The sequence below is a fragment of the Vibrio sp. 10N.286.52.C3 genome (genome assembly GCF_041468865.1).
GTDB classification, from domain to species: Bacteria; Pseudomonadota; Gammaproteobacteria; order Enterobacterales; family Vibrionaceae; genus Vibrio; species Vibrio crassostreae_C.
This window is the reverse complement of record NZ_JBFRJM010000005.1, coordinates 36,909-49,656: the sequence shown is the minus strand read 5'-3', so window position 1 is coordinate 49,656 and position 12,748 is coordinate 36,909. Positions and strand designations below refer to the sequence as shown.

General features: G+C 45.6%; 8 protein-coding genes. 4 read left to right on the top strand and 4 right to left on the bottom strand.

Annotation, left to right across the window (positions count from 1 at the left end):
• Positions 1–132: 132 nt before the first annotated feature.
• From AB4138_RS02645 to AB4138_RS02635, 3 genes are all read right to left on the bottom strand, one after another.
• The gene (locus AB4138_RS02645; protein WP_372304917.1) at positions 133–3,522 is read right to left on the bottom strand and encodes a response regulator; all 3,390 of its coding nucleotides are present in this window, start codon (positions 3,520–3,522) and stop codon (positions 133–135) included.
• 216 nt (positions 3,523–3,738) lie between these two features.
• A complete protein-coding gene (rsmC, locus tag AB4138_RS02640; protein ID WP_017066801.1) occupies positions 3,739–4,761 on the bottom strand; it encodes a 16S rRNA (guanine(1207)-N(2))-methyltransferase RsmC in 1,023 nt (340 codons plus the stop codon).
• 110 nt (positions 4,762–4,871) lie between these two features.
• Positions 4,872–5,957, bottom strand: a complete 1,086-nt coding sequence (locus AB4138_RS02635) for an AI-2E family transporter (RefSeq protein WP_017059406.1) — start codon at positions 5,955–5,957, stop codon at positions 4,872–4,874.
• Positions 5,958–6,033: 76 nt separating this feature from the next.
• On the opposite strand from AB4138_RS02635, the gene AB4138_RS02630 reads away from it, so the two are divergent.
• Entirely contained in the window at positions 6,034–6,159 is a 126-nt protein-coding gene (locus AB4138_RS02630) for a hypothetical protein (RefSeq protein WP_004734537.1), read from the top strand.
• A 140-nt stretch (positions 6,160–6,299) separates the two neighbouring features.
• Here the strand turns inward: AB4138_RS02630 and hemL are convergent, their stop codons facing one another.
• Positions 6,300–7,595, bottom strand: coding sequence for a glutamate-1-semialdehyde 2,1-aminomutase (gene hemL / locus AB4138_RS02625; protein ID WP_010436060.1), 1,296 nt, complete (start codon positions 7,593–7,595; stop codon positions 6,300–6,302).
• 296 nt (positions 7,596–7,891) lie between these two features.
• On the opposite strand from hemL, the gene erpA reads away from it, so the two are divergent.
• The 3 genes from erpA to AB4138_RS02610 all read left to right on the top strand — a co-directional run bounded on the left by erpA (position 7,892) and on the right by AB4138_RS02610 (position 12,732).
• On the top strand, positions 7,892–8,233 hold the full coding sequence (gene erpA / locus AB4138_RS02620; RefSeq protein ID WP_004734539.1) for an iron-sulfur cluster insertion protein ErpA: 342 nt from the start codon (positions 7,892–7,894) through the stop codon (positions 8,231–8,233).
• Positions 8,234–8,504: 271 nt separating this feature from the next.
• A complete protein-coding gene (locus AB4138_RS02615) occupies positions 8,505–9,629 on the top strand; it encodes an efflux RND transporter periplasmic adaptor subunit (protein WP_102393170.1) in 1,125 nt (374 codons plus the stop codon).
• Positions 9,630–9,639: 10 nt separating this feature from the next.
• Positions 9,640–12,732, top strand: coding sequence for an efflux RND transporter permease subunit (locus AB4138_RS02610; protein ID WP_372304914.1), 3,093 nt, complete (start codon positions 9,640–9,642; stop codon positions 12,730–12,732).
• Positions 12,733–12,748: the final 16 nt, after the last annotated feature.

Genomic DNA, 12,748 nt, shown 5'->3' with positions numbered 1-12,748 from the left:
CCCCTTGTTTAAAGGCGTAAAAAAAGTGCGTTGCAAGCGTTGGGATTCTACTTTTTGTGATTATTAGGCGTACAAAAAAGCCCACGCTAGGTGGGCTCCATTATTCAAAGTATCGTGATGTTGGTTCAGGGTTTAACTGGTCAGTAGTTTCTGAAGTTTATCCCTCAGCATCTCAATATGGGTTCTTTCTGGCGTCTGTTCTTTGCAGTGTTCCAGAATGAATTCGATTGAGCTCAGTACCGTTCGCCAGCGAGGCGTTTTCGGTAGGGTTTCTACGCGTAGGTATTTGTCTAGCGTTCGAGTTTGCAGCGTACTGCGGTCTAAGTAGACGCGCCACAAGCCACTCTTCTCGGCGAAAGCAAACTTGGTTTCACCCGTCACCGATTCCCAGTAGATGATGGCATTCGTCATCGCATCGACCAGTACCTCACGCATTAACTCTTGCTTGTTTTTACCTTCACCGGTTGCCTTGTCAGCAAGACGAGTAAATTCTCCGCCAAGCTCTTTAAGCTGCTGTAACTTATCTTTGTCGCCTTCAAAGGCATAACTAGAGAGAGCTTCAACCGCCGTTTCAAGGTTATTGATTCGGTTTGAGTTAACACCACCACCTACATTGAAGATATACATGGTGTCGAGCCCTGAGCCTTCAGGCAGCTTAAGGATGTCACTTGGTATGCGCTGACGTGTGTCGTCTATATAGATATCAATATCACCGCAGTAGTGGGCTTGTTCTACCTTAAGGTATTTAGGCGCAATGATCTCGTCCGCCATTGAGCGTTTGAGTTGTTCCTGTCCGCGTCTGAATAGCTTAGCTGCGGCTTCGTTAGCAAAGCGAATGCGTTGGTCATCACGAATACAGATGATGGCTTCAGGTGCCGATTCTAGTTGCTCTAGTAAGCGGCCTTGAGTTTCTAGCAAGTTAGCTTCAACCATCGCTCTATGTTTGAGCTCGAGTTGCAGTTGGTCGTTTTCAAGGCGTCTCTGTTCAGCTTTACTTGCTGATAGATGCGCTGTTATTCGAGCCGCTAATTCTTGTTTGTTGAACGGTTTAGACAAGTAGTCATTGGCACCCGCTTCGAAACCTCGAACACGGTCTTCTGCTTGGTTGAGGGCTGTTAGCATGATGATTGGCAACTGAGCATGGTCATACTGTTTACGCAGTGCTTCACAAACCTGATAGCCGCTCATTCCTGGCATCATGATGTCGAGTAGAAGCAGCTCTGGCTTCTCTTTTTCAATCAGTTCAATGGTTTCAGGGCCATCACATGCAGTACGTACTCGATAACCTTCTAACTTCAAGAAGCTGTCTAATACTCGCAGGTTAACCGGCTCATCATCGGCGATAACCAATAACGGGCCATCTGGGTTTTCACTGATAACACTGTTTTCTTGTTGGCTGTTATCAATTAAATCAGGCGCTTGGAAGTGCGAGTAATGACCGGATTCGTTGTAACTGTCCAGCTCACCTTGAGTCGCTAGGGGCAGGGTAAAGCTAAACGTAGTGCCAAGCATTGGTTGGCTACTTACGTACAGTGAACCGCCCATTAGCTCGATCAACTGACGGCTGATCGATAGTCCAAGCCCTGCACCTTGGCGGTAGTTACTCGCATCTTGGCCTGCTTGAATCAATGGCTCAAAGATGTGCTCAAGGTACTCGGCCGGTATACCTTGGCCAGTATCGACAACTTGCACACGAATGTTGTCATCGATAACGCTGGCAGAGATAACAATTTTACCTTCTGAGGTGTACTTGATGGCATTGCCGACCAAGTTATACATCACTTGCTCAAGTCGTTGAGGATCCGATGAAACCAGATCTAAATCACTTGGGACTTGGTTAATAATACGGATTGGCTTATTGCCCAATAGGTGATGAGACAACTCTAGGACCAAGCTGGTGGCTGCCGACAAATCAACGGCTGATTTCTTAATATCTAAGCTGCCATAGCGCATCTTGTGATAATCAAGCAGATCATCAACCAAGGTCGCCAATCTCTGACCGCTATTGATGATGATATCTAACTGATACTTCTGGTTTGCTGGAATAGGGCCGTTCGCTCCAGATATCAACGCTTCAGCGATACCCACCATGCCATGCAGTGGTGTTCTCAATTCATGTGAAGTAGTCGCTAAGAACTCATCTTTGAGTTTATTGGCCAGTTGTAACTCTTCGTTTTGCTTTTGAATGGTCTTAAGGTTGTCCTCAAGCTCATCGTTTTGGCTTTTGATGAGCTGCATTTTTTCACGAATAGATCGCTGCATTCTTTCGAAGCTCACCGCGAGTCGGCCTATCTCATCTTTGCGCTCGGTATTGATCATGGTTTCATCGAGATCACCCGCCGATACTTTTTCGGCAGCCCACGTCAGTTTAAGCAGTGGGGATGTGATGAAGTTAGACAGATAGTGCGATGCAACGACTACGAGAATGATCGCCGTTAGCATCACGATCACGAAGATCTTTTCTAACTGATGAATACGGGCAAACGCCTCTTTCTCTGGCAGCTCTACGACAAGAGCCCATGTTGCGTATTTCAGCTCAATTGGCGTATATGCCGCGATGATCGCTTGATCTAGGGTGTTGTCGAAGGTGCCAACCGCTGTTTCGCCAGCCAATGCTTTATCGACAACATCTAGGCTCAAGTTGATAGATTCTTGTGAATGAGCAAGGCTACGCGGCAGGTGATCATCACCTACAAGCAGCGTTTGAATATTCGAACTCTTGTTGAGATCCGCAATCAACTTAGTAATGCCGTTGATTGGTAGCCTAAACATCGCGTAACTGTGTAGGTAGCCTTGTTGAACGATAGGTGCGCCTAGCCATGCGGTCTGTTTGCCATTCTCGTCTTTAAAGTCAGAAACGATAACCGGCGTGTAATCTTCGTTAGATTTGCGTCGGTCGGTTACGTCTTTGGCTAGTCGTTGAAAGGTAATACCTAGGTTGGAATCCTTGTATTTGCCAGTCAGCAAGTTGGTGCCGTAATCGTCATTTTTAAAGACGGAATAAGCGACGTTACCGTTGATATCAACTAAGAGAATATCGTCAAAATCAGAGCGTTTAAGCAGTTCTAGGTAAGCATTATGGTAGCGCTTGTGGAGCAGGCGATAACGCTCGCTGCCAATAAAGCTGCTGGATTCAGGGAGGATCGACGTTTTGATTTGATCGCCAGACCCCTGAATGTAGCGCTGCTGCGCATTACTGCGTGCCTCGTCAATATCTAACCCCAATCGTTGAAATGCATTGATCAAACCATAAAATCGCCCGCCACTGGCATTGGCCAATTCTGAGCGAACAAAGCCCATCACTTGGGATTCTTGAGCTTGTAGGTAATCGACAATTTGCTGCTGCTTAGTATCACGAACCGAAACAAGGTGTGAGGTGCTTTGTTCCTGGAGATCCTGACTGTGCGATTGGAGGAAAAATATCGCGATAAGTGTCACAGGGGTAATACTGAGGACAAGAAATGCCAGCATTAGGGTATTTTGAAGGCGCTTAAACTTCTGCTTACGATAGAATCTAAACATAAATTGGGTACTACTTTCCTTTGATGTACTGCTAAAAGGGGCGAAAACAAGTACAGAGAATAGAATTAACGGGTTCCAATTTAACGAAATTAACGAGTTTTTTTACTTTGACAAGTAAGTGGTATTTAAAGCGTGTGCAAAAGCTCATTTTTATAGAGTTTTGACAAAAATATGAACAGACAGCGCAGATAATGACCCTGCGCTGTGCTAGAGAGGTTATTTGTTTGCGTGATAGATCGCGAATTTAGTGGTCTTATTTAGAGTCGCGCATTTTCCAAACGCTTGTTCAATAATTGGAATGTATTTTAAGAAACTATTCGCAACAATAATCATCTCACCAGAACGCTTCAAATGCTTAGGAGCCTGAGAAAGTAAGGTCTCAGTCGCGCTGTAGCTAGTGTCTAAACCTGAATGGAATGGTGGGTTACTGATGATGAACTGATAGTCTTCTGCAGTATCAGAATAGACATCGGATGCGAAGACTTTACCCGTTAAACCATTCGCTTCTAGCGTTGCTTGGCTTGATGCCACGGCAAATGCACTGATGTCGCACATTTCTAGTTCGATATCTGGGTTACGAGATGCCATCACCGCGCCCAATACGCCTGCACCACAGCCAAAATCCAGTACCTTGCCTTTTAGTTTTGGCAGAGTATCCAACAGAAGTTGGCTACCGACATCGAATTGACCGTGACTGAAGACGCCAGGAAGGCTTTTTACCGTAAGTGATTGCTCACCAATGTTAACCGTGTAGGTCTTAAACCAGTCTTGCAGGTTGAACGCTTGTGGTTGCTCGAAGCATTGACCCCAGTAGAAAGAGCAACGACGCGCTGAATCGTATTTAACAACTTTGCCGTAAGGAGCAAACATCTTCTCGATGCTTTTCACGCCTGAACGGTTTTCACCAACCACGACGATCTCGGTATCTTTGCCTAGCTTGGCAAATAGCATCGCCAACAAAAATTCCGCTTCCGCTTTGGCTTTTGGCCAGTACAACATCACTAAGTCGGCTTTGGTCTCTTCGGTAAACTCCGCACCATAAAAACGTTGGATGGTGTTGTAGCCTTCTAATTGACGGTAGTAGCTGTAATTAGAAGTAAACACAGAGACAGATTCACAATGCTTCGCTAACTCAACAGGGAACAAGTCTTCTGCCTCACCGGCAACTAAAACATGTTTGCCTTCAAAGTAGGCGAGTTGGCGTTGAGCAATCTGGCTTGGTGCAATATAAGCTGACATAGGACACTCTGTTGAATCGTTAGCAAAAAATGAGGGCAGATTTTCGCATAATCCGCCCAAAGCTTGAAGTGTTTAATACGGGTTCGCCAATCAAGTTGACGTCAAGTTCGTTAACTCTTGTCTTGCTGGTTTAAAAAGTCCTTAAACTCTTCATCGTAGATGTTGAATAGGACAATGGTAATCGCAAAAATCAATGGTCCGTAGATAAGACCAATTAGGCCAAACAGTTGAATACCACCCAATAGTGAGAAGAAGATCATCAGGGTATTCATGCCTGCACTGCCTTGCATTAGCAGCGGACGCAGAAGGTTATCAATTGAACCAACAATCGCTACACAGTAAACCGTTAGGAAAATCGCCCACGTGGTATCACCAGTTAGGAACAAGTAGGTTGCTGCTGGAATCCAGATTAATGCGGTACCCACAACTGGGATGAAAGAGGCAAAGCCCATCATAGTACCCCAGAATAGACCTGGGAAACCGGCAATCCACATACCTAAACCGCCGGCAAAACCTTGCGCGATTGCGGTTAAGAATGAGCCCATTACTGCTGATTTAGATACTTGTTCTATCTCTGTTAGAAGTTTGTCTTCTTGGCTACGAGACAGCGGCAGAATATGACGAACCACACTGATGATTTTGTCATGATCTCTTAATAAGAAGAACAAAACGAACAGCATCAAGAAGAAATCCATCAAGAAATTGGTTGCGTCACCTAAGATTTTGGCACTGATACCAACTAGCTTAGAACCAAAGCTGGTCGCAAACTCACCGACTTTTTGTGCGATGGCTTGGGGCTCAATGTTGTCGAAAGGCAGGTAGTTATTCACAAATGACAGCGCTTTGACCACTAACGGATGAGCAAACAGAGTCTGAATGCCACCGTGGGTCACCCATTGGTAAGTATTCTGAGAGAACAGAGAACCTTGCTGAACAATTGCTGCGAATACTGCCAATAAAGGGATAACAATAATGAAGGTCAGTATGATACAAGACAGCAGAGAGACGATGTTTTCTTTATTCGGGAGCTTTTTTTCAAGCCACTCATGGATTGGGAACATCAATAGTGAAATGATAAAGGCCATCACGATAGAGTTAACGTATGGCTCGATAAGCAAGTAACAAGCATAAGCCGCCGCGAGTAGGGCAATGATGATCACCCAGTGGCTGGAATTGATTTTGAGTTTTTCTGACACGGTAATGGTCTCTATATTTGCGTTCTGAGTTTATAATGGCTGCAAAACAGAGAGTTAGCAATGAGGAGTTTTGATAATGGGATGCTGTAATAAAGATAAGAAATGCCAAGACGAAGAACAGCAAACAAAAAAAGAGATCCCTTGGTTCAGAATGTTCCTTGGTACCTTGATGTTGTTGGTTTTCCTTTTCTGGGAACGTTAATGCTTTTGGTTCAGCTTTAGCCTTAGTCGACGGCTAAATAAGCTGTCATATTTGTGGCTGGTGAGCGCGATATATAAAAAAGGGCTGCATTTAATGCAGCCCTAAATTCAATCGGTTAGCGACTTATAAAGTGCTTTCGATTATTTGCTTTCAGCAGCAATGATCGCAAGAGAGCGGTCAGCAGCTTCTAGTGTTGCATCAAGTTCTTTTGAACCATGAGCAAGAGAAGTAAAGCTTGCTTCGAATGCTGAAGGTGCAAGGTAAACACCGTGATCTAACATTAGGTGGAAGAAGCGCTTGAAGCGTTCTACATCACACTTAGTTACATCTTCGTAGCACGTCACAGTTTCTTGGTCAGTGAAGAAGAAACCAAACATACCGCCAACTTGATGAACTAGCATCGGGATGCCGTGCTTGTCAGCAAGTTGCTTGAAGCCTTTTGCCAACTGCTTAGTTTTTGAAGCTAGACGCTTTTCGTTGCCTTCTTCTCGTAGAAGGTTCAAACATGCGTAGCCAGCAGCCATTGCAACAGGGTTACCTGAAAGCGTACCCGCTTGGTAAACAGGGCCAGTTGGTGCGATGTATTGCATCACGTCTTTACGACCACCGAAAGCACCGACAGGCATGCCGCCGCCAATCACTTTACCAAGACACGTTAGGTCTGGCTTGATGTTGTAGTAAGCCTGAGCACAACCTTCAGCAACGCGGAAACCTGTCATTACTTCATCAAAGATTAGCAATGCACCTTCTTGATCACAGATTTCACGTAGACCTTCGTGGAAGCCTTCTACAGGAGGGATACAGTTCATGTTACCCGCTACTGGCTCAACGATGATACAAGCGATCTCGCCTTTGTTTGCTGCGAAGATTTCACGTACTGAATCTAGATTGTTGAAGGTTGCTGTTAGCGTTAGTTTCGCAAAATCAGCCGGTACGCCTGGAGAGCTTGGTTGACCTAAAGTCAGTGCGCCAGAACCAGCTTTTACAAGTAGGCTGTCTGCGTGGCCGTGGTAGCAGCCTTCAAACTTAAGAATTTTGTCACGACCAGTGAAGCCACGAGCTAGACGAATCGCGCTCATTGTTGCTTCTGTACCTGAGCTCACCATACGTAGCTGTTCCATTGATGGAACCATCTCAGATACCAGTTCAGCCATTTTGATTTCAGTTTCGGTTGGAGCACCGAAGCTAAGGCCGCGTTGAGCTGCTGCAATAACTGCGTCACGAATAACCGCGTGGTTGTGACCAAGGATCATTGGACCCCAAGAGCCAACGTAATCGATATACGCTTTACCATCAGCATCAAAAATAAGTGGGCCATCAGCGCGTTCAACGAAGATTGGAGAACCACCTACGCCATTGAATGCACGAACTGGAGAGTTTACGCCACCAGGAATGGTTTGCTGTGCTTTTTCGTACAGCTCTGCTGATTTGGTCATTGATATATCCTCTTTTGACTGTCGGACCAATTGGCACGCATTGTACCTATCCCTAATCCAACTAGGAATGCTTTCGCCCAGATAATCACCCGAATCTGGTTGTTTTGTGTGGTTACACGTTTTAATTGTTAGATATTGGCGAGTTTACAGCAGTAAAAGGACCGATCCTGTGGTGAATACTTGAACGTTTCAGTCAGGTATTAGATAATCACCGGAATATAAGAAAATACTCAACAACTATGGTCTCGAATTAGATTTGTATCATGTTGTTTTTGACACAGGTAAGAGAGGTTGTCGTGAGCGAAGTAAATATCCCATTGTCTTTTTCTGATGCAGCAGCTACCCGCGTACAAACGCTAATTGCTGAAGAAGAAAACCCAGAACTAAAACTGCGTGTATACATTACAGGTGGTGGTTGTAGCGGTTTCCAATACGGCTTCACATTTGATGAAAAAGTAAATGATGGCGACACTACAATTGTAAACAGCGGTGTAACGCTGGTTGTTGATCCAATGAGCCTACAATACCTAATGGGCGGCATGGTTGATTACACTGAAGGCCTAGAAGGCGCACGCTTCTTTGTGAACAACCCGAACGCTACAACAACATGTGGTTGTGGCGCATCATTCAGCGTATAGCATGAGTTGAAAATAGCTTGAGCTCAAAGCTGTATTAGATACATTTCAAACGCCGAACTTATGTTCGGCGTTTTTGTTTTTACTTAGTAACTTATTACTTTTCAAAGCATTCCTCTCATTTTTAGTACACGGCATATTTTTTAAACTGTCGATAGCGTCCAACTTCGTTGAGGATTGGTCTGTTAAGGTTACCTTTGTGCATAAGGAAGTTGCACATCACGCTATTAAGCCAACTAGCGCGCCTGAATGACATCGGACAAAAGGATTTGTTATGCCCACTCTATTTTCTAACTCACCACTTTTTCAGAAATTGAAGCAGCCGTGGCTGGTTTCTCTGACTCTAGTCGTGTTGTTGTCGATCTGGCTTGGTTTAGGCGTAGGGCAAGCAGAAGAGTCGCCTGAGAAAAAAGCAACAGAAATTCCGCTGGCTAAGGTTTCCTTTCAAACCTTCACCTCATCACCGACCTTTAAAACGATTGATCTCTATGGAAGAACGGCGCCCGATAGGCATGCTCGTCTAGGTGCAGAAGTCGCGGGTAAGATTGTCAGATTGAATGTTGTTAAGGGGAGGGTGGTTAAAGCAGGACAAGCCATTGCCCAGATAGATAAGGGTGATTTAGAGATTCAACTAGAGCGAGCATCTGCGTTATATCGCTTGAAGCAGAAAGAGTTCAAAGCGGCGCAGTCACTGAAGAAAAGAGGACTGCAAGGTGAAATCGCCTACACCACAGCTGAGGCTTCATTAACAGAAGCAAAAGCCATGATGCGCAATGCGGAGTTGGCTTTAAAGAATACTGTGATTACTTCGCCTTTTTCGGGTGTGGTTCAAGATTTGATGGTGGAGCTCGGTGATTTCGTTAGTGTTGGCGATCCTGTTGCTGGCGTGATTGACCTCGATCCTTTGGTTATTGAGGCGGATGTCAGTGAGCGTCATATCCAACATTTGCTAGTCAATCAATCTGCTTTGGTTCGTTTGTTAGGGCGAGAAGAAGCGGAAGGCCGTTTACGCTATGTTTCTCGTATCTCTTCTGTTGCTACTAATACCTTCCCAATCGAGATAGAAATCGATAACTCTAAAGGCCTATTACCAGCAGGTGTCAGTGCCGAAGTTAAACTCAACCTAGAAACAAGAGATGCAATAAAGATAACACCGGCGATGCTAGCATTGGATGAGGCGGGTAACCTAGGGGTCAAAACCTTGGTTTCAGTCGATGACTCACCAACGGTGAAGTTTGTAGGCATTCAGCTAGTAAAGGCCGAACAAGATGGAGTGTGGCTCACGGGGCTAGGTCAACGCGTCGATATCATCACAGTAGGCCAAGGGTTTGTGCGTGATGGTGATTCGGTGATTGCTGTTGAGCAAGTCGCTGAACTCTCTAACGTAACCGCAGAGTAGGAGATAACCGATGTATTCAATTATTGATGCAGCCTTGTCTCGTGCTCGAACAATGCTCTCCCTTTTAGCGTTAATCCTTGTAGCCGGTGTCGTCACCTATATCACGATACCTAAGGAATCGAGCCCAGACATTACCATCCCAATTATCTATGTTTCGGTCGGGCACCAAGGGATCTCGCCAACGGATGCAGAACGTTTATTGGTTCGACCTATTGAGCAAGAGCTGAGGTCGATTGAAGGCGTAAAAGAGATGACAGCAACCGCAGCAGAAGGGCATGCCTCTGTTGTGTTGGAGTTTAATGTTGGCGTAGATCTCACCAAAGCAATGGCCGATGTGCGTGACGCGGTTGATCTGGCTAAACCAAAACTACCAGAAGACAGTGACGAACCGACCGTAAATGAGGTGACGCTGGCTTCTGAGCAACCTGTTTTGTCTGTTGTGCTATTCGGTACCGTTCCTGAGCGCACCATAGTGCAAATTGCCCGAGAGCTTGGAGACAAATTAGAAAGCTATCGCCAAATCCTTGAAGTCGATATTGCGGGCGATCGCGCTGACATCGTCGAGATCATTGTCGATCCGTTATTGATGGAGAGCTACAGCTTAGATCAAGCGGATATCTATAATCTGATCGCTCTGAACAATCGAGTGGTGGCCGCAGGTTTTGTTGATACTGGCTACGGACGTTTTTCTGTCAAAGTCCCTTCGGTATTTAACTCCTTAAAAGACGTGCTTGAGTTGCCTATTAAAGTGGATGGCAAGCAGGTGGTCACTTTTGGCGATGTCGCTACGGTTCGTCGAGCGTTTCGAGATCCTGAAAGTTTTGCTCGTTTAGATGGCAAATCTGCGGTGGTGTTGGATATCAAGAAGCGTGCAGGTGAGAACATCATCGAAACCGTTGAGCTAGTCAAAGCGGTAATGGCTGGTGCTCAGCAGCAAGCGGAATGGCCAAATAACCTGTTGGTCAAATACACCTGGGATGAATCTAAAGATGTGAAGATCATGCTTAATGATCTGCAAAACAATATCTTATCCGCCATTATTCTGGTGGTGATCGTTATCATCGCGATTCTTGGTGTGCGTACCGCTTTGTTAGTGGGTATTTCCATTCCAGGCTCATTCCTAACCGGGTTATTGGTTCTTTCGGTGTTTGGCTTAACCGTCAACATCGTAGTGCTGTTCTCTCTGATTATGGCGGTGGGGATGCTAGTAGACGGTGCGATTGTGGTGACCGAATTTGCAGACAGGCGAATGCAAGAGGGTGAAGGGCGCAAAGCCGCTTACCGAGATGCAGCGAAACGGATGGCGTGGCCGATAACCGCATCGACTGCCACAACCTTAGCCGCATTTGCTCCGTTACTGTTTTGGCCTGATGTGACGGGCGAATTTATGAAGTTCTTACCACTAACTCTGATCGCGACTTTAACTGCATCATTGATCATGGCGTTGTTGTTTGTGCCCGTGCTGGGCGGTTTGATTGGCAAACCTCAATACGTATCGTCTAAAAGCCAAGCTCGAATGGTCGCACTGCATAATGGTGACTTTTCACAGGCTACTGGTTTAACCAAGGCTTACTACCACACGCTTTCTTTAGCGATTAAACACCCCTTTAAGATTTTGTTCAGTGCGGCACTGCTCGCGGTTGCAGTTGGTTTTACTTATTCAAAAGCGGGTCTAGGTGCAGAGTTCTTCCCAGAAGTTGATCCGCCATTCTTTAATGTCAAAGTTCGCTCGCATGGGGATCTGTCTATCCAAGAAAAGGATGACATCATGCGTGATATTGAACTGATGATGCTCAATCATGATGAGTTCGATACCGTTTACACGCGTACTGGTGGTGACGACCAGATTGGTTTGATCTCAATTACGCCTGTTGACTGGCAATATCGACGCAGCGTTAAGGCGATTATTGATGAGTTGAAGGTACAAACCGATCAATACGCTGGTGTTGAGATTGAATATAAGTTCCCTGATGCTGGGCCTCCGGTTGAAAATGACTTAGTGATTGAGCTGTCGGCAAGAACTCCAGAGCAGCTCAATCAGGCTGCAAAAATTGTGAGAGGTTGGGCTGATGGAAATAAAGCACTGACCAATATCAGCGATACTGCGAGTAAAGATGGCATCGATTGGAAGGTGGATATTCGCCGCGACGATGCTGCGCGCTTTGCAGCTGATGCGACCTTAGTGGGTAATACCGTTCAATTCGTGACTAATGGTCTCAAGATTGGTGATTATCTGCCCGATGACTCTTCAGAAGAGGTCGATATCTTGGTGCGCTACCCTAATGATAAGCGTGATATCGGGCGCTTCGACCAGCTTAGGGTGAAAACGCCAGCAGGTTTAGTACCTATTACTAATTTCGCTCAGATCGTTCCCGACCATAAGCAAGACACCATTAAACGCCTTGATGGCAAGCGTGTGGTGAACATCATGGCGGATATGGAAGAAGGGTATAACCTTGCTCTCGAACTACCAAAGATCGAACAAGCATTGAGTGAGCTAGGGCTGCCGAGTAGCGTGGAATTTCGCATCCGTGGTCAAAACGAAGAACAAGAAAACTCGTCAGCCTTTATACAAAGTGCTTTCTTGGTTGCTTTGGCGGTAATGGCTTTGATTCTGATTACTCAGTTCAATAGCTTCTATCAAGCGTTTTTGATTCTGAGTGCTGTATTGTTTTCGACCGTTGGCGTGTTCGTTGGCTTACTGATCTTCCAACGTCCGTTTGGCATTGTGATGTCGGGAATTGGGGTAATAGCGCTCGCCGGCATAGTCGTGAACAACAACATCGTGTTGATTGATACTTATAATCAGCTCATCAAAAGAGGCTTGGACAAGCGAGATGCGATTCTAAGAACCGGTGTTCAGCGTTTAAGGCCAGTAATGCTCACGACGGTTACGACTATCTTAGGTTTAATGCCGATGGTGTTAGAGATGAACATCGACCTGATTAATCAAAAGATAGAGTTTGGCGCGCCAAGTACACAATGGTGGTCACAGCTTGCGACCGCTATTGCTGGTGGTTTGGCGTTTGCCACGGTGCTGACTTTAGTATTAACCCCTTGTTTGTTAATGCTTGGACGGAACAACAAACCTGAAAAACAGTAGCTAGTTGTGGTATGTG

Coding starts and splice junctions, on each gene's coding strand:
- AB4138_RS02645 (WP_372304917.1), bottom strand. CDS start 3,522: ATGTTTAGATTCTATCGTAAGCAGAAGTTTAAGCGCCTTCAAAATACC.
- rsmC (WP_017066801.1), bottom strand. CDS start 4,761: ATGTCAGCTTATATTGCACCAAGCCAGATTGCTCAACGCCAACTCGCC.
- AB4138_RS02630 (WP_004734537.1), top strand. CDS start 6,034: ATGGGATGCTGTAATAAAGATAAGAAATGCCAAGACGAAGAACAGCAA.
- hemL (WP_010436060.1), bottom strand. CDS start 7,595: ATGACCAAATCAGCAGAGCTGTACGAAAAAGCACAGCAAACCATTCCT.
- AB4138_RS02615 (WP_102393170.1), top strand. CDS start 8,505: ATGCCCACTCTATTTTCTAACTCACCACTTTTTCAGAAATTGAAGCAG.
- AB4138_RS02610 (WP_372304914.1), top strand. CDS start 9,640: ATGTATTCAATTATTGATGCAGCCTTGTCTCGTGCTCGAACAATGCTC.